The following is a 20,650-nucleotide window of genomic DNA, read 5'->3' on the forward strand; positions in this document are numbered from 1 at the left end:
CGGCGCGCGCCAGACCTCGGGCGCCAGCCTCACCCGCCGCGGTTGCGCGACGGGTGCGCCTGCCAGAGCGAGATGCTCTCTCACTGTCGCGTGGCGCCATTCTCCAGCGGGCTCAGCGTCCGCCCTTGGCGTCGCCGCCAGGCGATGAGGACGGCGCGGGAGACGGCGAGGCCCCCTTGCCCGGCGCCTCGCCCACCGTCACGGTGATGGTGCGGCTGTTGTTGTCCTCACGCGATTCATCGACACGCTCGAAGGGATCGGCGACCGCGCGGATCTCGGCGGAGCCCGGCTTTTCTGCCATGACCATGGGCGAGGTCACGTCGAGGTAGAATCCGGGGCGCATCGATTCGTGCTCGCCGATGAACTGGCGACCCGCCACATCGATCTTGACCTGTCCGGCGGGGGCGGGCACCACGCCCGCGTTGCGCACCGTCACGTGCACGCGGAAGGGCTTGCCTGCGACAACCGATTCCGGTTCGGTGCGAATGCGGGTGACGACGATATCGGGTCGCCCCATGGCGGGGAAGTCGTCCTTGTTCTTTTCTTTGTCTTTGTCTTTGCCTTTGTCTTTGCCCGGCTTCTTGACCGGTTCGTCTCCGTCGTCACTGAGCCCAGGCGGCAGGTTCTTGTCGGTTCCGAGCAGGTTGACCCGCACCGTGTTGGAGACCACCTCATCCTCGACCTGCTGCTCGTCGGCGGTGCGCACCCAGGCGCGGGCGCGGATGCGGTAGTAGCGCACGGTGTGGCTGAACGCGGTGCCGTTCTCGAACCCCTTCGAGTGTGAGCGCACGACGTAGCGAGAGTAGTTCTCCTTGTCACGGAACTGGGGGTCGGCGTCCTCTTCGATGACGAACTCTGACACGGCCTGCACCGCGCCCGACTCCATCCAGGTTAGGGTGTAGGAATCTCCCGGCTCGACCTTCGTCTTGTTCACCGAGAGCCGGATGCCGCTGCCCTGGGCCGCGGCCGGACGGGGAGGGGGAATCGGCATCAGCACGGCTGCGCAGGCGAGGGCCAGGAAGAGTCGGGAGACAGCACGGGAGATCCGCACGACAGGTGTTCCTCCAGATGACAGTGACGATGGGGCCTTGCGGGGTTCGTCGCCCCCGCGGCCATCCCTCTTCCTGCAGCGGCACGTGCCACGGTGCGGAGGAGTTCGCGCCCGCGACAGGGTACCATGGGCCGATGGCTCGGCGCAAGATTCTCATCTCAGGATACTATGGCTATGGCAACGCGGGAGACGAGGCCATTCTGGGGGCCATCCTCCAGGCCGTGACCCGTGAGGTCCCCGACGCTGACTTCTGCGTGCTGAGCGGAAACCCCGAGCGGACACGACGCGATTTCGGGGTTCGGGCGATTCCGGGCAAGAACCCGCTGGCCATCTTGAAAGAGCTCTGGTCATCGCACCTGCTGCTGAGCGGCGGGGGTGGCCTCATTCAAGACAGCACCGGAGTGCAGACCGTCATCTACTATCTCGGGGTGGTGTCGATGGCACGCAAGCTGCGACGCCCCGTGATGTTCTACGCACAGGGCATCGGACCGGTCCGCACGGCCAAGGGGCGCGATCTCACGCGGCGCATCGCCAGCCGCGTCCAGCTCATCACCGTGCGCGACGAAGAGTCGCGCGCGCTCCTCGATGAGATCGGGGTCAAGGGGCCTCGGGTCGTCATCACCGCCGATCCCGTCATTGCGCTCGAACCCGCGACGCCTGCTCGTGTGAACGAGATCCTGGCGGCCGAGGAGATCGCCGATCCGTCGCGCACCGTGGGGCTCTCCCTGCGCCCCTGGTCTGACGAGGCCCGAACCCGCGAGGCCTTTGTGGCGCTGGGCAAGGATCTGGTGTCACAGGGGTACGCGGTGCTCGTGATGCCCTTTCAAGACTCCCAGGACCGTGAGGTCTGCACCGAGGTGGCGCGAGGCATCGGCAGCGGCGCGGTTGTGCCGCGGCGGGAGTACGGGCCCACCGAGCTCATGGGGGTGGTGGGCCGGCTCCACTCCGTGATCGGCATGCGCCTCCACGCCCTCATCTTCGGGGGCGCGCAGCTCGTTCCCGTGGCCGGCGTGGCCTACGATCCGAAGGTGTCGAGCTTTCTCAGGCGTGTCGAGGCGCCGGTGATCTCGCTCGAAGATGTGTCGGCGGAGCGCCTGATCGAGGTGTCCCGCGCCCTGGTCTCCACGGCTGATGCCCATCGTGAGCGGCTGCGCCGCCTGGTTCCCCCGCTCGTCGACCAGTCGCGTGAGACCGCCCGCCTGCTTGCCGGCCTCCTGGGCGTTGGTGGCGCTTCTCGACAGGGAAACAATTCTTGAGCGGGTCACGTCACAGTCCGGTCGCTGGGGCAGTGGCGCGTTGCTCGAGGCGCCCCCGCCCTTCCGGGTGCTGCAGCGTCTTGTTCGTGAGATCTGCGCGAGGCGCGCCGCGCGCTTCGCTTCGATGGAGGGAGAATCGATGAAGAGAGCCCTGGTTCGTTGTCTGGCCCTGACCGCCGTGCTGGGCGTGATGCTGTGTGGCACGGTTCGTTTCGCGCACGCCAGAGCAGCGCAGGCCGCAGCTGTGAACGCGACCTACGACGGGGTGTCGATGCTCTCGCGCATCTCGCTTCTCGTGCGCAACGAGTTTCGCGAGGAGGTCTCCCAGTCCAGGCTCATGACCGGAGCTGCAACGGGCATGCGCGACTACCTCAAGAAACGTGGGTATCTGCGGGCGCGCCGCGCCATCGACACGAAGGTCGAGGACCTCGTTCATCTGCGCCAGGCGTGGCAGACGGTCTTGAAGGAGGCGCCGGGCATCGATCAGCATCAGCTTGCCTACGCCGCCATCCGTGGGATGCTCGACACCCTCGATGACCCCTACACGGTCTTTCTCGACCCCGAGGAGTACAAGGGCCTCATGGGTCAGCTCAACGGCGGGAACTTCGGAGGGCTCGGCATCTACGTCGAGTCTGACGAGAAGAACGGGAAGGCCCTCACCATCGTCGAGCCCATGGAGGGCACCCCCGCCACCCTGGCGGGTCTCAAGGCGCGCGACGTCATCACCGAGATCGACGGCAAGGGCACGAGCGGCATGGCGCTCGAGGAAGCCACGCGTCTTCTGCGCGGCCCCATCGGTTCGTCGGTCACCCTCACCATCAAGCGCGGGGGGGTTGAGCAGCCGTTCAAGGTCTCTCTCACCCGCGCCCAGATCCACGTGAAGACCCTGTCGTTCAAGGTGCTTCCCAGCGGTGTGGGCTACGTGAAGCTGCGGGTCTTCGGCGACAATGCCAACGACGAGATGGAGGAGGCGTTCCGCGCGTTCGACAAAGCCGGGGTGAAGGGCTACATCCTCGATCTGCGAAACAACGGCGGCGGCTACATCACGGCCGCGCTCGACGTGTCGAGCCACTTCCTCCCCACCGGAAGTCGCGTGGTATCGGTTGCCGAGCGGGGTGCTCCCGAGATCGTCTACAACTCGCGGCCCAATCTGCGCCCCCTGCTTCCCGTGGTCATCCTGGTGAACAAGTACAGCGCCAGCGCCTCCGAGATCACGGCGGGGGCGGTGAAGGATCTCAAGGCGGGTCAGCTCATGGGCGAGAAGACCTTTGGAAAGGGGAGCGTCCAGAAGATCTTTCCCCTGCCGGATGGTTCGGCGGTGAAGATCACCACTGCCCACTACCACACGCCTTCGGGTCAGGACATCCACAAGAAGGGGATTGCCCCAGACATCACCGTTCCGCAGAGCGTGAAGGAGGTGGCTGCCGATCAGGACGCCACGCTGCAGGCCGCTGTCAAGCTGCTGACCATGGCCCCGAAGAGCCCGAGCGCGGGCACTGACAGCACGTCGCTATCGGCTGCGCACAAGGACGCCGTTCGGGTGGTCAGCTCGCAGCAGGAGTTCGACTACATCGATGGCCTGCGCGCGACAGACGGGGGGGGCTGGCGCATCGTGAACCAGACGCTGGTCAACGATGACGGTCGGTACTTCGACGTGGTCGATCTTCGTTCGGTGAAATCGGGAGAGAAGCGAACCGTCTGGTTCCAGCTCGACTACTTCCAGAAGTAGCCAGGCACGGGCAGGAAGGGAACACCCCCCTGCTCGGCGCAGGTATGTTCGGCGCACACGCACCGTGAGCGCGCCACGAGAGAGAAGGTAGGAGCCCCATCCATGCGAGACAGTCACAAGATCGGAAACCGCCTGCTGCTGGCCATGCTCACCGTCGCCGTCATGCTGCTCGGCGCCACGGTGCTCGCGCCGTATTCGCTGGCGCATCCGGCACTCGAGGTGGCCCAGGGCAATGGCGCCAACTTCAAGTACATCCAGCGGGCCCTCTACCTGCTCAAGGACCAGTACGTCGAGAAGCCGGACTTCAACGCCCTGCTCAAGTCCGCGGGACAGGGCGTGAAGGTCTACCTCAAGGAGCAGAAGCTCTCGTTCCCGGCACTCGACAAGTTTCCCACGAGCCCGTCGGCCGACGCCAACCTCGAGACGCTCGTCGGCTACATGCAGAAGATCTCAGCAGACAACAAGGGCAAGGTGAACGAGCAGAAGCTGCTCTACTATGCGCTGAAGGGGCTTATGTTCGGGCTCAAGGATCCCTACTCGGTGGCGCTCGAGCCGAAGGAGTTCAAGCATCTCAAGGAGTCGATGAGCGGCGGCAACTTCGGTGGGGTGGGCATCTACATCGAGCTTGACCGCCATCACAAGAACCAGCTCATGGTGGTCGAGCCCATCGACGATACGCCGGCCGCCAAGGCGGGTCTTCGCCCGGGAGACTGGATCCTCAACATCAACAAGGTCTCCACCAAGGGCATCGACCTCGAGGTGGCGGCCAATCGCATTCGTGGTCCGGTGGGCACGCCCGTGGTGCTCGAGATCCAGCCCAAGGGGAAGGGGCCGACCCACAACGTCACCATGACCCGCAGCCTCATCCACGTGAAGAGCGCCACGGGTAAGATGCTCCCCAACCAGATCGGCTACATCCGCCTGCGCTTCTTCGGCGAAGATACCGGAGAAGAGGTCGAGCAGGCCCTCACCGCCCTCGAGGGCAAGGGCATGAAGGGCCTCATCCTCGACGTTCGCAACAACGGCGGCGGCTACATCAACGCCGCGCAGCAGACCTGCAGCCAGTTCCTGCCGCGGGGACAGGTGGTGGTGTCGGTGGTGGGCCGCAAGCGCGACACCGAGACCAACCGCTCGAGCGGGAGCAACCACAAGAACGTGCCCATGGTGGTGCTCATCAACGGGTTCTCGGCGAGCGCCTCTGAGATCACGGCGGGCGCGCTGCAAGACACCCACGTGGCCACGCTCATCGGCACCAAGTCGTTTGGCAAGGGCACGGTGCAGACGCTTCAAGATCTGCCGGATGGCGGTTCGCTGAAGTTCACCATCGCCCACTACCTCACGCCCGCGGGGCGCAACATCAACAAGAAGGGCATCAAGCCCGACATCGAGGTGAAGATGGACGCCGCCAAGGTGGGGCAGGCCACGGGCGACACGCAGCTGCAGGCGGCCGAGAAGTTCCTGAAGGGCAAGACGGCCGGTCACTGACATGGCTGACGCGCCAGAACGTCTCACGGGCGGCCTGGGGCCGCCCGCTTTCTTGTCGGGAGAAGCCACAGATGAGGTCGTTGCGCGGCGCATCGAAGAGAAGCTTGCGCTGCTGGCCCCGCATCCGGGGGTCTACCTGATGAAAGACGCCCAGGGACGGGTGATCTACGTCGGCAAGGCCACCAGTTTGCGTGCCCGCGTCCGGTCGTACTTCCAGTCGTCGCGCGACATGCACGTGCGCACCCGCACCATGGTCTCGAAGGTGGCCGATTTCGACACCATCAGCACCGACTCTGAGATGGAAGCGCTCATGCTCGAGTCGAACCTCATCAAGAAGCATCGGCCGGTCTTCAATGTGAAGATGCGCGACGACAAGCGCTACCCCATGCTCGAGGTGACCCTGGGCGAGACCTGGCCGCGTCTGCGCCTGGTGCGGCGGCCGAGCGGACGGCGCAGCCGCTTCTTCGGGCCGTACTCGAATGCGCAGGCGCTGCGCAAGACCATGAAGGTGCTGGCCCGCGCTTTTCGCGTGCGCACCTGCTCGTTGCCCCTTGAGAAGCCCCTTGATCGCCCGTGCCTCGACTACCACATCCAGCAGTGCACCGCGCCGTGCACCCGCTTCATCGGTGAAGATGAGTATCGCGCCAGCGTGCTTGCGGCGTGCCAGTTCCTCGAGGGGCACGTCGACGCGCTGCTGCGCTCGCTGCGCCGACAGATGGAGGTGGCCTCAGAGGCGCTCGAGTTCGAGCGCTGCATTCGGTTGCGCAACATCATTCTCGCGGTCGAGCAGGTCACCGAGCGTCAGAAGGTCATCTCTGAGGGCACCGACGATCTCGACGTGCTCGGCCTGGTGCAACGCGATGGGGTAGCCTGCGTGACCGTGCTGCAGGTGCGCGAAGGCAAGCTGGTCGACGAGCAGCACTTCGTGCTCGAGGCCCAGCTCGGGGTGGCCGACGACGCCCTGGCCCCGCGGCTCGACGAGGGTGACGACGACTCCTCGGCCTCGCTCGCGGGGGCAGAAGGCGAGAGCGAGGGCAAGGGGCGCTCGACGGTGCGCTCGTTTCTCACCCAGTACTACGGCGAGGGGCGGTTCATTCCGCCGGACGTGCTCGTGCCCGAGCCCATCGAAGACGCCGAGCTGCTCGAGCAGTGGCTCACCGATCTGCGAACGCGCATGTCGAAGGCCGATCGCGCCATGGCCGAGCGCGCTGAGCGGGCGCTGCTCGTCGAGGCCGAGCCTCGTCGACGGGCAGGGGAGCGGCGCACCCGCGTGCGCCTGCACGTGCCTCGGCGTGGCACGCGCCGCGAGCTGCTCGAGCTGGCGGTGCGCAATGCCGAGCGTCACCTCAATGAGTGGCGTCAGTCGAGCCACACGCAGGATCAGATGGCCCAGAACGCCCTCGACGAGCTGCAACAGGCCCTCGACCTGCCGCGGCCGCCGTGGCGCATCGAGTGCTTCGACATCTCGAACATCCAGGGCAAGAACCCCGTGGCGTCGATGGTGGTGTTCGAGCGGGGGCAGTCGCGCAAGTCAGACTACCGGCGCTTCAAGATCCGCAGCGAAGACACGCCGGACGACTTCCGCATGATGGGCGAGGTGCTCACCCGTCGCTTGAGCGGTCGGGGCGACGAGCGCAAGTTTCCCCATCTCCCCGATCTGCTCATGGTCGACGGGGGCAAGGGGCAGCTGGGCGTGGCCATGCGCGTGCTCGCCGAGCAGGGCCTGCAGCACGTGCCCGTGTGCGGCCTGGCCAAGCAGGAGGAGATCATCATCCTCCCTGGTGATGGCGAGGGTCGCTTTCGCGAAGTGCGTCTCGATCTCAACGCCCCCGCGCTGCTGCTGCTGCGCCGCGTGCGCGACGAGAGCCATCGCTTCGCCATCACGTTCCACCGCGAGCTGCGCGGCAAGAAGGTGTCGCGCTCGATGCTCGATCTGGTCGATGGCATCGGCAAGAAGCGCAAGCGCGAGCTGCTCAAGCACTTCGGCTCGCTGGGGGCGCTGATGGACGCCCCCGTGGAGGCCATCGAGCGCGTGCCGGGCGTCGGCGCGCGCCTGGCCGCCGCCATCTACGAGGTGCTGCACGCGCCGCGCGTGGATAGCTGAGCGGCGGGTTGGGCGGCGGGTTGAGCGGCGGGTTGAGCGGCGGGTTGAGCGGCGTCGCTCGACCTCTGTTCGGTTGCCTCTTTCCGAACAGCGCTCGCACATATGTCTTTACGAGCCTGTTTCAGTCTGTTCGGTGAGAGACGGACCCGAACCAGCCTTACTTCGCTGCCGACGGCAAGACCTCGATGGCGGTGACGCGGTCACCGTTCATCTCGACGATGATGCCATTGTTGAAGCGCATGAAGTGGCCGTTCTCGAGGGGGGTGCCGAGCTCGCTGATGACCTGGCTGCGCGTGCTGCCGAGGGTGATGCCACCCGCCGTGTGATAGCGCGTGCCTTGTCCGCGCAGCGTGAAGTCGCGCAGGATGATGGCGGTCATGGTGTTTCGGCGATCGATGTAGAACTGGAATCCATCGTTGGTGTAGGTGTACACCACGTATCCCTTGTCGGGGACTCGCACCTCCTTGCGGGGGTGCGACCCGAAGGCCTGCTCGACGGGCTCCCATTCCCCTCCCACGTGCATCCAGCTGATGCGCTCTCCGGGGACGATGAGGTCGTCGTCCTGCGCACGGGCGGGGAGGGCAGCGACTGTCGTGAGAAGGGAGAGGATCAACAAGACGAAAAGGCCTCTGAGGTTGCGCGCGAGACGGAGATCTGCACACCAGCGTGTCTCGGGTTCTCGCATCAGTGGCGAAGGCGACGAGGAAGGGTCAAGCATGCGCGTTGGGCTCCTGTCTTGTCGTCACGACACGGTTTGATCCCAGGTTCTGGGATCACGACACGGTTTGATCCCAGGTTCTGGGATCATGACACGGTTTGATCCCAGGTTCTGGGATCATGACACGGTTTGATCCCAGGTTCTGGGATCACGACACGGTTTGATCCCAGGTTCTGGGATCACGACACGGTTTGATCCCAGGTTCTGGGATCACGACACGGTTTGATCCCAGAACCTGGGATCATCGCTCGTGCCTTCTGGATTCGACGCGCTCGCGCTTGATCCGCCCGTCTCAGAACACCAGCTTGAGGATTCTGGCCCCTCCGATGATGACCGACGTGGCGGGCAGGAAGAAGGCCTGCGACAGCACGGTTCCGGCCAGCGTGCTGGCGAGCAGGAACACCGCCATGATGTAGATGTGGCGCTCGGGGCGGTCTCCCTTCACGCACTGGTCGGTGATGAACGCCGATGTGGGGTCGACGATGACGCTCACCATGATGGTGGCCACGCCGTTCACCACCGATGACAGCAGCGTGGCGGCGCGGGCGAGCTCCTGCTCTTCGGCGCTGCCGGCGCTGAGGCAGGCCCCCGCGTAGATGGCGGCCATGAGGCCGATGGTGTAGACGCTCACCACGAAGAGGTTGCCGTACACGAAGGCGCGTGGAATCTGATTGAGGTCTGCGAGCCGTACGCCCACGAGCGACGGCGGGCGCAGGCATCGCAGCACCGCGAACCAGGCGCGGGGGGTGAGCAGGGCGCCGAACAGCCGAGGGATGGAGCCCAGACGCTCGAGGGCGCCGATGGCCGCGTTGTAGATCTCGACGAATGTGGGCAGCAGCAGGAAGGCGGCCGCGGAGCCGATGGAGGCCCCCGCAACGATCCAGCGGAACGACGGCAGCAGGCTCTCGACGGGCAGGTGCTGGCGGCGCACGTTGTCGGCCAGCGAGGCCACGAAGGGGGCGTAGATCTGGGTGGCCAGGCGCGTCGCGAGAAAGAAGAGGTTGTACACCGCCAGGGCGGTGGCCACCCGCTTCGTCACCACCGCCGACACGCGCGACGCCACCGTGGTCGACGCGAGCAGCGTCACGAAGACGTTGAGCATCACCACCGTTGACAGCGACAGCGCGTTCGAGCCCTTTCCGATGCGTGAGGCCGCATCGAGGATGAGGCAGGTCCCCGGCCAGAGCACGGCAAGCCCGAGGCAGGCCCCCACGAAGTTGCCGGCCGACAGATGCACCGCGGTGATGCGCACGTGCGCCTCTGGACGCTCGCCGTGGATGGCCTGATCGGTGATGAGGGCCGCCTTCGGGTCGACCCACACCGAGAACGCGATGGCGGCGAAGGCGTTCACCAATCCGCTCAGCAGCAGCGAGGTCTGCTGGTACTCGGTGTTGAGCGCCGAGGCCATGATGGCGCACAGAAAGCCCACCGTCCAGATGGCGGTGGCCACGGCGTTCACGATCAAGAAGTCGACCGGCACCCCGTCGAGCTTGAACAGCCGCACGCCGAGCAGGCTCGGGGGGCGAAACGATCGGAAGAGCGTGCGAATCCCGGAGGGTCGGGTGAGACGCAGCAGCACAGCCAGCATCGAGTGACGGTATTCCATCGATGCGATGCCGTTCTTGTAGAGCTGCACGAAGGTGGGCAGCAGCATCCAGGCCACGAACGCGCCGATGGCGGCGCCCACCACGATCCACTGTATCTGGGCATAGAGCGTCGAGAGGGCCGTGGGGTCGATGTCCTTCTGCTTCACCGCAAGCCCCACATAGCGCCCCAGCAGCGGCGCGTAGAACAGGTTCGCGAAGCGCGTGCACATGAAGAACAGCGACGAGATGGTGAACGCCAGGGCCACGCGTCCGGTCTGCACCGCGGCGGGTCGCGCGGCCACGTTGAGCGTGGTGAGCATCGACACCGCGCCCGAGAGCACGACGATGAAGAGGAGGCGAGGGTCGTGAAGCAGGAGCGAAAGGGTCATGGAGACTGAATTTTCTTCCATCTCCGCGGTACGATTCCTGTATGCCTTCGCAGAACGCCCGCGGCCGGCGCGTCGTGCAGACGTCCGGCCGCGGATGATGCCCCGTGGCGCGCACCGCCCTCCTCCGGCAACCGGCCTGGACGAGGGCAGGACGCGCTGCGTGATCGGCTACTTCGGTCGCGACAGGAACGACTCGACGACCGTCTTCTCACCGTACCCCGGGAAGCTGGCGGAGACCGTCTTGCCGTCGACCTTGAGCACCTCGCCCTCGCCGAAGACCTTGTGCACGACGCGGTCGCCCACGCTGTACAGGCACACCTGCGCGACGCGGTCGACGGGCATGGGCGTAGACAGGCGCTCTCGCGGCTGCACGTTCTTCACCGGCACCGATCGCACCGGTGACGATGCGCGGCTCGTGGTGCTGCGCGAGGTCGTGGCACGCGACCCTGCCGTGGAGCGCGACGTGGCTGCGCCGCGACCGGAGGTCGAACGCGTGCCCGACGCGCCGCCGGCGCCCCGTTCCCACGATGACCCTTCACGCTCCCACGACGAGCCGCTGCGGTTCCACGACGAGCCGCCACGATCCCAGCCGCTGTCTCCACCACCGTAGCGGCGCGCCGGGGGATCTTCGTACCACGCGTCATCCGACGGCTCGATCTCGATGAGATGGGGCGGGATCTCTTCGATGAAGCGCGACTTCATGCGCGGCTGCTCCTGCCCGAAGACGTCGCGCTGTCGCGCCAGGCAGAGGAACAGGTGCTTCTCGGCGCGGGTGAGGCCCACATACGCGAGACGGCGCTCTTCCTCGATCTCGTCGGGGAAGTCGAACACCCGCGCATGCGGCATGAAGCCTTCCTCCATGCCGACCAGGAAGACCACGGGGAACTCGAGGCCCTTGGCCGCGTGCAGGGTGAGCAGGCTCACCGCGCCGCCCTTCTCGTCGAGATCGTCGAGGTCGCTCGAGAGCGATACCCGGTTGAGGAATGCGGCCAGCGTGGCCGGCTCACCGGTCTGCTCGGTCTCGCGCTCGAACTGGGCCGCGGTGTTCACGAGCTCGTCGATGTTCTCGAGGCGGCTGGTCGACTCGGGCGTGCGGTCGGGTGCGATGAACGCCTTGTAGTCGACGGTGCGGATGATCTTGTCGATGATGTCGGTGACCTTCATCGTCTCGGAACGGGCCTTCAGATCCTCGAAGAGCTTGGTGAGCTCGCTCAGCGCCGCGATGGCCTTGGCGCCGATGTCGCCCGCGCGCTCGGCTTCGCGCAGGGCGTCGTACAGCTTGAGGCCTTGTCGCTCGGCGTGGGCGTCGAGCTTTGCCACCGTCACGGTGCCGAGGCTGCGCGGGGGCACATTCACGATGCGCCGCAGGCTCAGCTCGTCGTCCGGGTTGACCACCACGCGCAGGTAGGCCACCAGATCGCGGATCTCCTTGCGATCCCAGAAGCGCTGCCCACCCACTACCTGGTAGGGGATGGCCGCTCCCTTGAGCGTCTCTTCTACGGTGCGCGACTGTGCGTTGGTGCGGTACAAGACGGCGATGTCGCCGTGGGTCGCCTCGCCGTTGCGCACGAGATCGCGGATCTTGCGCACGATGAAGCACGCCTCGGCGCGGCCTTCGCTGGCTTCGTAGAGCCGCGGCGGCACGCCCTTGTCGTTGGTGGTCCACATCTTCTTCGGGCTGCGGTTGGGGTTGTTCGACACCACCGCGTTTGCCACGTCGAGCACGGCCTGGGTCGAGCGGTAGTTCTGCTCGAGCTTGACCACCTTTGCGTCCGGGAAGTCGCGCTCGAAGCGAAGGATGAGGGAGACGTCGGCCCCGCGGAAGCCGTAGATGCTCTGGTCGTCATCGCCCACCACGCAGATGTTGCGGTGCTTGCTGGCGAGCTTCTGCAGGAGGATGTACTGGGCCTGGTTCACGTCTTGATACTCGTCGACCAGGATGTAGCGGAAGCGATCGCGGTACTTCTCGAGCAGCGCCGGATGATCGGTGAGCATGCGCACCGCGCGCACCAGCAGGTCGTCGAAGTCGAGGGCGCCGTTCTCGCGGAGCACGCGCTCGTAGATCTTGTAGACCCGCGCGGCGATCTCGAGCTCTGGGGTGTTGGCCTCCTTGCGGGCGAACGTGTCGGCGTCGATGAGGCCGTTCTTGGCGTTGGAGATGATGCTGCGGGCGCGCTTGGGGGCGAGTCGCTCTTCCGGGATGGACAGCTCCTTGAGGGCTTCCTTGACGACCGTGGTGGAATCACCGGTGTCGTAGATGGAGAAGGCCGACGGCAGGCCGACGGCCTCGTGCTCGGTGCGCAGCATGCGCAGGCAGCAGCCGTGGAAGGTTCCGAGGTAGGGAAAGCGCTGCGGGCCTACCAGAGAGGCCACGCGCTCGCGCACCTCGGCTGCGGCCTTGTTGGTGAAGGTGACGACGAGGAGCTCGTTGGGCGAGGCGAGACCCTGGTCGAGGAGATGGGCGATGCGATAGGTCAGCACGCGGGTCTTTCCGCTGCCTGCGCCGGCGAATACGAGGAGGGGGCCTTCTGTGGTGGTGACCGCTTCTCGCTGTTGTGGGTTGAGGGTGTCGAGCAGACTCAAGAGATGTCCTCCGATGGGGGGGATGAAAGGCTTCGGTTGCGGGCGGCGCGCGCTTTCGGCGCCTGCCGCGGCGCTTCCTGTTCGATGTCGGGCGCGGTCGTCTCGTGCCCCGGCAGGCCCTTCCGCCAGGCCGACCCGCCTGCGACGGCGCGCGTCCCTGCGGGCAGCGCGCGACGCGCAGCGCACGACCGTCGCGCGCGCGGGGGAGGGACTCATCGACGCCAGTCCGAACCTCTACAGCGTGGCAGAAGCATGTGGCAGCAACGGGCACGGGCTCACGAAAGACGGGCGGTCATCGCTTGTGCTGCGCGAGCAGATCGAGGCCTGGCTCGAGCAGCGGCTCGGCGGGTGGTCGTGTGACGCTGACGGAGACTACCACGTGACGTGCGATTCGGCGCGCGTGTTCATCTGCCCGCGCACCTGGGTCGACGACCGCTCCATCGTGCGCATCTTCTCGATCACGAACGTCGACGTCCCTCCTTCGGCGGCGCTCACGCGCTGGCTGGCCACCGAGAGCTTCCACCTGACCTTCGGTCACTTCGCCTATGACGAGCGCGAGCGAACCGTCTGGCTCCTCCACAACCTGCTCGGTGACTACCTCGATGAAGATGAGCTGGTGACTGCGGTCGGCATGGTGGCGACCACTGCCAACGATCACGACGACCGCATCAAGGCGCGGTTCGGCGGTCGTCTCTTCACCGAGGACGGCTGAGCCCTTCGTGTCTCCCTCCATCGTCACCGGAACGGTTCTTCGTGCGCGCTACCGCATCACCCAGCTGCTGCACCAGTCCCGTCACGCCGAGATCTACCTCGTGGAAGACCAGCACCTCCGCGACCGGGTCTGGGCCGTTCGCGTCATGCCGGTGTACAGCGTCGACCCGTATGAGCGCAACCGGGTCATGGGCGACTTTCTCACCGAGGCGCAGCGTCTCTCGCAGATCGAGCACCCCTCGCTGGCGAAGGTTGTCGATTACTTCGCTGAGGGGAACAACCTCTACATCGTCCGGGAGTTCGTGCACGGAACCGATCTCGATCAGCTTCTCTCGACCCGCGTCATGCCCCTGACCGAGCGCGAGGCCATCGCTGCCGTTCTCCAGATCGTCGACGCTGTCTCGTACCTGCTCGGGCGGAAGGTGCCGGCCATCTTCTTCCGCGAGCTGACGGCCAAGAACATCATCATCTGCAAGAACGGGCAGGTGAAGCTCCTCGACCTCGGGCTGGCGCGCGCGTTCAGCTCGCAGGACAGCGAGGCCCTGATGCGCATGGGTTCTCTCGACTACGCCTCTCCCGAGCAGTTCTCGGAGAGCGGGACCTTCGATCAGCGGTCCCTGGTCTACAGCACGGGGGCCATCCTCTACCACATGCTGACCCGTCGCAACCCCGCGCTGTCCCCCTTTGCCCTCGACCCCATCGAGGAGGTCAATCCCAACATCAGCGGCGCGGTGGAAGATCTCGTGCACAGGGCAACCGAGAACGACCCGCGCGATCGCCACGCGTCCCTGGCCGAGCTGAAGAAGCATCTCCAGTCTGCTTCGCGCGCCCCGAAGGAGTCGCCGAAGACCCGCGCCTCTCGGGGATTGGCGAGAGACGGCTGGCAGGTGCGCACCCCGACTGAAGATGAGGAGGAGTCCTTCGACGGTTCGATCTGGCATTGGATACTGGTGGCGGTGCTCGTCAGCCTGATGAGCGGAGCGCTGCTCGCAATCTACTACTACTTCTTCAGGCCGTGAGCAGATGAGACTGAACCCGGGCCAATCGATCAGCAGCAGCCGCTATCGCTACTCGGTCGTCCGTCAGATCGGCGAGGGTGGCATGAGTGCCATCTACCTGTGCGATTGCAGCGCGCCGGCGGGCAGCCCGGACGCGGGGCGCTGGGTGCTCAAGGAGATGACGGTGTCCTACCGGGATCGCAAGGATCAGGAGAACGCGGTGTCGCTCTTCCTGCGCGAGGCCCAGATACTGCAGCAGCTGCGCCACAAGAACCTGCCGCGCGTGCTCGAGCAGTTCGTGCTCGACGTGAACGGCACGCTCGTCACCGGGGCCGGCGATGGGCCCCGGGACCGCGCGAACATGCGCTACTACACCGTCATGGAGTTCGTCGAGGGCGAAGACCTGGGCAAGCTGCTGCTGCGCAATCCGCAGGGCTTCCCAGAGCAGAAGGCCGTGGCCTGGGCCATCGAGATCGCCACGGTTCTCTACTACCTGCACAGCCAGAAGCCGCCCATCATCTTCCGCGATCTGAAGCCCTCGAACATCATGATCTCCCGCGGTCAGGTGAGGCTCATCGACTTCGGCATCGCCCGGCGCTTCGACGCATTCAAGAAGAAGGACACGGTGCGCATCGGCTCGCCCGGCTATGCTCCTCCGGAGCAGTACAGCGGCCAGACCGATCGCCGCTCGGACATCTACGCGCTGGGGGTCACCCTGCATCAGCTGCTCACGGGGCGCGACCCGTCTGAGACCCAGACGCCCTTCAAGCTTCCCATGGTGCGCTCTCTGGCGCCCGCCGTGTCGCCGGCGACCGAAGCCATCGTGATGCGTGCCACCGAGCTCGATCCTCAGGCGCGCTTCAAGAACGCGCTCGACATGAAGCGCGCGCTGCAGGCCATCCTGGGGGTGCAGAGCCAGCCGCTCCAGACCCTGCCGCTCGGCGCGCCGGGGGCTCGTCCCGCGGGAGGTGGCGTGTCTTCTCCCGCGGCACCGGCACGCCCCGCAGGTGGCGCGCAGTCTGTTCCCCCCCGCATCGGCCCACCCGCGCTCGGAGGGAGCTCGACAGTACCGAACGCGTCGAACCCGTACGCGCCGCAGGCGTCTCCAACGCGCCAATCGGCATCGACGCCCGCGTCGCAGGCCGGTTCCGCGCAGGGGCGACAGACGGCCTCTCCGGGCGCGCAGGTCGTCGCACCCGCGGCATCGAGCGCGCCGCCTCCGCGCGGTGTGGCGTCGCCAGCACCGGCTGACGCGTCCACGGCCGCGACCTCCGCGGGAACGGTCGCGCCTGCGTCTGCGGCAGGGGGGGGCGCCACACCCTCCCCCGTGGCTTCGGGACTGGCCACGGTCACCATGCCCGCACCGACGGCTGGGAAGCCTCTCGGAAGGGGGCGTGCGTTCATGCTGGCGCTGCTGGCCACGCTGGTGGGTGCGATCTCGGTTTTCAGCCTCTCTCCCGGACTTCTCGACGCCCTGATCCGGCGACTGGAGGCGTCGTTCTCTCGCCCCTACACCGGTTCCTCATCGTCGCCGACGGCGCTCGCGTCAGCAGCTCCGGCGGCTGCTCCCACCCCATCTCTGGCGCAGCAGGCGCTCAAGAGCCTCGACGAGGGAAACCTCGAAGCCGCATTCGAGCAGAGCGAGAAGGGCCGCAAGAGCGACAGGAGCGATGCCCTGGCCCTGGTGGCCCAGAGCAATGCCCTGGTGCGCGTCCAGTCTGCAGACGGGCTGCCCACCCTGGTGGTGCAAGCGATCTACGTCGATGACGCCTACGGTCGCGAGTGGCTGCGCGGGGTGGCGCAGGCGCAGCGCGACGCCAATGCGCGCGGAGGCCTGTTCCAGTCAGACACAGACGACCCGAAGGTTGTGCATCAGTATCGCATCGCGCTGCTGGCCGATCCTGTGATCGTGGAGACGGGGCGTCCAGAGCGGCTGGTTGAATCGGCGCAGCAGCAGAAGGCCATCGCATCGCTCATCGATCTCCCGGATCGATCGCTTGCGCCGTTCGCCAACGCCTTCGCCCAGGCGCGCATGACCGCGGTCACAGGGGCGCCGGGAGCGGTCGACCGGCCAGACGCCAGCGGACCATCGCTGCGCGAGACCGAGGGGGCTTTTGTGGCTGCGATTGCCGCCCTCAAGCCGAAGCGCCTGGCCATCGTGCTGGCCAGCAGCACGCCTGCCCCCCTGGCTGCGGCGTCTCCGTCACCCGCATCGTCTGTCGAGGCGACGCCTTCCCCGACCTCGCAACCCGCTCCCGCGCCTTCGGCCGAGGCAAGGGGAGAGAGGGAGCCGACGGGGGCAGATCCGCTGTTCGAGCAGGCCGTGAGACGCGTGGTGCCTCAGACCCAGGTGTTCGCGCTGAAGCCGGATGGCAGCGGCGCCGAGGCGCTGGCGTCCTTCCACCCCGGTGTGGTCGTCTTCAGGGGGAGCGCGCGAGCGCTCGACCGCTTCGTCTCGCGCGGAAGCGCGGCGCTGAGCGGCGTGACGGTCGTCAGCGGGCCGCAGTGGCTCGGCCCGCGCTCCGACACGCCCCAGACCGTCGAGCTGGCTCGCGCGGGACGGCTGCTGGTGGTCACGCCCTACCGACCGGACAGCGACGACCTCGACGCCTGGCGGTTCTCTGCGGCCTATCGACGAACGTTCGCTGTGACAGAAGGGCCTGGGTTCGCGGCGGCCCAGGGCTATGAGATGCTCGACGGGCTGCTCCGTCGCCTCGAGCACGCGCACGGGGCGCTCACCCTCGACAGCGCGCGTCAGGCGGTCTCGGAGGCGAAGAGCCCGCCGCATACCTTTGGGGGCGCTCGGGTCGGTCAGATCGCAGGTCCAGACGCGGTCTGGTATCTGCTGTCATTCAAGAGCGGCGCGGTGAGCGTCGTGCGGGAGGTGAAACCGTGATCGCCAGGCGCATACTCGTACATTCTGCCGCCCTCATCGCCGGGGGCTCCATCGGCGTGGTGGTTGGAGGGGTGATGCATACCCAGCTGCAGCTCGACTCCATCGTCTTCGTCGCCGTCGTCGCCGCCTTCATCTTCTTATCGCAGGTCGTCGCCAACTTCCTCGTCGAGCGCAGCGCGTCGGCCGCGCCGCGCGCACCGGTCTTTCGCGAGCCCGTGATCCGGGGCACGGAGACCTGGGGCTGGCTCAAGCCGGCCAGTGGTATCGGGGCCGGCTTCCCGTTGAACAAGGAGTGCATTCGCATGGGGCGGGGCGTCGAGATGGACATCACGCTCAACAACGCATCCATCTCGCGCCGCCATGCCCAGCTGCGTCGCCTTGCCGAGGGCGGGCTTCTCGAAGACCTGGGGAGCCGCAACGGCATCTTCGTGAACGGGGTTCGCGTGAAGGAGCAGACCCTCAGCGACGGCGACCACGTCACTGTCGGTGAGATGAAGTTCGTGTTCGTGCGCATGGGCGCCGCGAGCCGCGCCGCGTTCGCAGGCGTCGATGAGGCTCCTCGCGAAGAAGCGCCGCGCGATCTCCGCGCCACCGCCGAGATCCGGGATGTCTCACGGCCGCCACGAAAGGGCGAGGAGCCTCGCGCGGAGGAGAAGGCCGCGACCGAGCACGATGTCCGGCCGTTCGACGAGACCTGCGAGTACGATCACGATGAGGAAGAGGAGAACGACGACTAGCCACGCGGCCGCGCGAGACCGCGCCTCGTGGGGGGCTCGCGGCGCGGGCGCCGGACGGCCGTCTCCCGATGGAACAGCGAGGTTTGCACGGTGGAAGCCCTGAAGCAGCAGATCGATGATCTGCGGTCTGAGATCAGACGTCACGACTATCTCTACTACGTCCTTGCCCGACCCGAGATCGCCGATGTGGAGTACGATCGGCTCATGCGCGCGCTGCAGGCGCTCGAGGCCAGCGCCCCCGATCTGGTGACGCCGGACTCGCCCACGCAACGGGTGGGCGGTGAGCCGGTCGAGGGCTTCCGGGTGGTCGAGCACACCGTTCCCATGCTCAGCCTCGCGAACGCATTCGATGCCGACGAGCTGCGCGCGTTCGATGATCGGGTTCGGCGCAAGCTCGTGGTCGATTCGGTCGATTATGTGTGCGAGCTGAAGTTCGACGGTCTCGCGGTGAGCCTGGCCTATGAGCGCGGTGGCTTCGTCCAGGGAGCCACGCGAGGAGACGGCGAGCGAGGGGAAGACGTCACGCACAACCTGCGCACCGTGCGGAGCCTGCCCTTGCGCCTGCGTGCCGACGCGGGCGAGGTGCTGGCCGCGCGCGGCTGGGGACCTGCGCCCGAGCGCCTTCAGGTGAGGGGCGAGGTGCTCTACACCCGCAAGGCCTTCGAGCAGATGAACGAGTCGCAGGCCGCTGCCGGACGCCCGCGCTTCGCCAACCCCCGCAACGCTGCGGCGGGAACGTTGCGCCAGCTCGATCCGCGCGTCACCGCCCGCCGTCGTCTCGACGTCTTTGTCTACGGCCTCGACTCTGAGGTTGCGGGGATCTCGTGTCACGCAGAGGCAATGGCGCTGCTGCGCGAGCTCGGCTTCCCGGTCGATACCCATCTCACGCGATGTCGCGGCATCGAATCGGTGATAACCTTCTGCGCGCAATGGCACGAGCAGCGTGCCGACCTGCCCTTCGAGATCGATGGCATCGTGGTGAAGGTCGATTCGTATGCGCAGCAGCGTGAGCTGGGCGCAGTCTCTCGCTCTCCGCGGTGGGCCATCGCCTACAAGCTGCCGGCAACCGAGGTCACCACCCAGGTCGAGGACATCATCGTGTCGGTCGGGCGCACCGGCGCGCTGACACCGGTCGCGGTGCTCTCACCGCGGGAGATCGACGGGTCGGTGGTGAGCCGCGCCACGCTTCACAACGAGGACGAGATCCGTCGCAAGGACATCCGCATCGGCGACATCGTCGTGGTGCACAAGGCGGGGGCGGTCATCCCCGAAGTGGTGATGGTTGTGGAGGGGCGTCGCACCGGCGAGGAGCGTCCGTTCGTCATGCCCGACGCATGTCCGGTGTGCGGCGGGCAGATCGATCGCCCTCCGGAAGAGGCTGTGGCGCGCTGCCTCAATGTCGACTGCCCGGCGCAGCTTCGCGAGACCGTTCGTCATTTCGCCTCGCGCCGCGCCATGGACATCGAGGGCTTCGGAGATGTGCTGGTCGACCAGCTGGTGGAGCGACGGCTGGTGCGCGACGTGGCCGACATCTATGCCCTCGACGCGGCGGGGCTGCTCGGGCTCGAGCGTGTGGGCACCGTGCTGGCCGAGAAGATCCTGCGCAACATCGACGCTTCGAAGGCGCAGCCGCTGCATCGCTTCATCTTCGCCCTGGGCATCCGCCACGTGGGTGAGCACGTTGCGGAGGTGCTCGCCGAGCACTTCGGAGGCATCGACGCACTCATCGATGCCTCTGAGGAGGCGTTGTGCACGGTGCACGAGATCGGCCCGGAGATCGCGCGCAGCGTCTCTCGCTTCTTCACCGAGCCGAGGAACCGCGCGCTGGTCGATCGCCTGCGCGCGGCGGGCGTCGAAGGCGCTCGAGAGGGGCTACGTCAGGCTGCGGCGGGTGCGGAGAAGCCCTTTGTCGGAAAGACGTTCGTGTTCACGGGTGCTCTGCAGCGATGGGTTCGTGACGATGCCGAGGCGTTGGTCAAGCGCCTGGGGGGGCGTGCCGCGGGAAGCGTGTCGTCGAAGACCACCTGCGTGGTGGCGGGCGAGAGTGCCGGTTCGAAGCTCGAGAAGGCCCGCAGCCTCGGTGTTGCGGTGATCTCCGAAGCGGAGTTCGACGAGATGGTGGCGCCTTTCAGGAGCTGAGGGGAACCGCGGCCGCTTCCGCCACGAGCAGGGGAGCGAAGTCGTTGAAGTCGCACGACACGACCTCGTAGCGCACCCCATTCTGATCGCCGCGGAAGACCCGATGGCGATGGCTCAGGTGCATGTGGCCATAGACGCAGTGCGTCGCGCCCTCGCTCTCGAGGAGGCGGGTGAACTCGGTGTCGCGCCGATCGGCGAGCAGGGGCGGGTAGTGGAGCATGCAGATGACGGCGTCAAGCGATGCCCCGCCCTTGCGAAGCTTCGCAAG

General features: G+C 66.7%; 14 protein-coding genes. 9 read left to right on the forward strand and 5 right to left on the reverse strand.

Going from position 1 to position 20,650, the window contains the following annotated elements:
* Positions 1-112: 112 nt before the first annotated feature.
* Entirely contained in the window at positions 113-1,051 is a 939-nt protein-coding gene (locus EB084_04655; protein NDD27539.1) for a hypothetical protein, read from the reverse strand.
* Between the two features lie 5 nt (positions 1,052-1,056).
* On the opposite strand from EB084_04655, the gene csaB reads away from it, so the two are divergent.
* The 4 genes from csaB to uvrC all read left to right on the forward strand — a co-directional run bounded on the left by csaB (position 1,057) and on the right by uvrC (position 7,625).
* Positions 1,057-2,307, forward strand: a complete 1,251-nt coding sequence (gene csaB, locus EB084_04660; protein NDD27540.1) for a polysaccharide pyruvyl transferase CsaB — start codon at positions 1,057-1,059, stop codon at positions 2,305-2,307.
* The gene (locus tag EB084_04665; protein ID NDD27541.1) at positions 2,183-4,036 is read left to right on the forward strand and encodes a S41 family peptidase; all 1,854 of its coding nucleotides are present in this window, start codon (positions 2,183-2,185) and stop codon (positions 4,034-4,036) included. The genes csaB and EB084_04665 overlap by 125 nt, the downstream gene beginning before the upstream one ends.
* A gap of 102 nt (positions 4,037-4,138) precedes the next feature.
* Complete coding sequence (locus tag EB084_04670) at positions 4,139-5,521, forward strand: S41 family peptidase (GenBank protein NDD27542.1); 1,383 nt, start codon at positions 4,139-4,141, stop codon at positions 5,519-5,521.
* Position 5,522: 1 nt separating this feature from the next.
* Positions 5,523-7,625 (forward strand): excinuclease ABC subunit UvrC, encoded by a 2,103-nt coding sequence (uvrC, locus tag EB084_04675; protein ID NDD27543.1) that lies wholly within the window; start codon positions 5,523-5,525, stop codon positions 7,623-7,625.
* 157 nt (positions 7,626-7,782) lie between these two features.
* Here uvrC and EB084_04680 read toward each other — a convergent pair whose 3' ends face one another.
* The 3 genes from EB084_04680 to EB084_04690 all read right to left on the reverse strand — a co-directional run bounded on the left by EB084_04680 (position 7,783) and on the right by EB084_04690 (position 13,117).
* Positions 7,783-8,343, reverse strand: a complete 561-nt coding sequence (locus EB084_04680; protein ID NDD27544.1) for a hypothetical protein — start codon at positions 8,341-8,343, stop codon at positions 7,783-7,785.
* Between the two features lie 292 nt (positions 8,344-8,635).
* Positions 8,636-10,339 carry a DUF2837 family protein gene (locus tag EB084_04685; GenBank protein ID NDD27545.1) on the reverse strand — a complete coding sequence of 568 codons (1,704 nt, stop codon included), beginning with the start codon at positions 10,337-10,339 and terminating at the stop codon, positions 8,636-8,638.
* A 147-nt stretch (positions 10,340-10,486) separates the two neighbouring features.
* Positions 10,487-13,117: an ATP-dependent DNA helicase PcrA gene (locus tag EB084_04690; GenBank protein ID NDD27546.1), complete on the reverse strand. Its 2,631-nt coding sequence runs from the start codon at positions 13,115-13,117 to the stop codon at positions 10,487-10,489.
* A gap of 25 nt (positions 13,118-13,142) precedes the next feature.
* Between EB084_04690 and EB084_04695 the strand changes: the two genes are divergently transcribed.
* The 5 genes from EB084_04695 to ligA all read left to right on the forward strand — a co-directional run bounded on the left by EB084_04695 (position 13,143) and on the right by ligA (position 20,382).
* Positions 13,143-13,613: a hypothetical protein gene (locus EB084_04695; GenBank protein ID NDD27547.1), complete on the forward strand. Its 471-nt coding sequence runs from the start codon at positions 13,143-13,145 to the stop codon at positions 13,611-13,613.
* Positions 13,614-13,620: 7 nt separating this feature from the next.
* Positions 13,621-14,631: a serine/threonine protein kinase gene (locus tag EB084_04700; GenBank protein NDD27548.1), complete on the forward strand. Its 1,011-nt coding sequence runs from the start codon at positions 13,621-13,623 to the stop codon at positions 14,629-14,631.
* A 4-nt stretch (positions 14,632-14,635) separates the two neighbouring features.
* Complete coding sequence (locus tag EB084_04705) at positions 14,636-17,506, forward strand: serine/threonine protein kinase (protein ID NDD27549.1); 2,871 nt, start codon at positions 14,636-14,638, stop codon at positions 17,504-17,506.
* Positions 17,503-18,243, forward strand: a complete 741-nt coding sequence (locus EB084_04710) for an FHA domain-containing protein (GenBank protein NDD27550.1) — start codon at positions 17,503-17,505, stop codon at positions 18,241-18,243. The genes EB084_04705 and EB084_04710 overlap by 4 nt, the downstream gene beginning before the upstream one ends.
* A 90-nt stretch (positions 18,244-18,333) precedes the next feature.
* Positions 18,334-20,382, forward strand: a complete 2,049-nt coding sequence (gene ligA, locus EB084_04715; GenBank protein ID NDD27551.1) for an NAD-dependent DNA ligase LigA — start codon at positions 18,334-18,336, stop codon at positions 20,380-20,382.
* Here ligA and EB084_04720 read toward each other — a convergent pair.
* Positions 20,372-20,650: hypothetical protein (locus EB084_04720; GenBank protein NDD27552.1), on the reverse strand; the 279-nt coding region annotated here is incomplete at its 5' end. The two genes, ligA and EB084_04720, sit on opposite strands and share 11 nt — an antisense overlap.

Source organism: Pseudomonadota bacterium (assembly GCA_010028905.1).
In the GTDB taxonomy this organism is placed as follows: domain Bacteria; phylum Vulcanimicrobiota; class Xenobia; order RGZZ01; family RGZZ01; genus RGZZ01.

Excerpts from the sequence above, each read along its gene's own strand:
- EB084_04670 (NDD27542.1), top strand. The coding sequence starts at position 4,139 with ATGCGAGACAGTCACAAGATCGGAAACCGCCTGCTGCTGGCCATGCTC.
- EB084_04705 (NDD27549.1), top strand. The coding sequence starts at position 14,636 with ATGAGACTGAACCCGGGCCAATCGATCAGCAGCAGCCGCTATCGCTAC.
- uvrC (NDD27543.1), top strand. The coding sequence starts at position 5,523 with ATGGCTGACGCGCCAGAACGTCTCACGGGCGGCCTGGGGCCGCCCGCT.
- EB084_04690 (NDD27546.1), bottom strand. The coding sequence starts at position 13,117 with ATGAGTCCCTCCCCCGCGCGCGCGACGGTCGTGCGCTGCGCGTCGCGC.
- EB084_04665 (NDD27541.1), top strand. The coding sequence starts at position 2,183 with ATGCCCATCGTGAGCGGCTGCGCCGCCTGGTTCCCCCGCTCGTCGACC.
- EB084_04680 (NDD27544.1), bottom strand. The coding sequence starts at position 8,343 with ATGCTTGACCCTTCCTCGTCGCCTTCGCCACTGATGCGAGAACCCGAG.
- EB084_04685 (NDD27545.1), bottom strand. The coding sequence starts at position 10,339 with ATGGAAGAAAATTCAGTCTCCATGACCCTTTCGCTCCTGCTTCACGAC.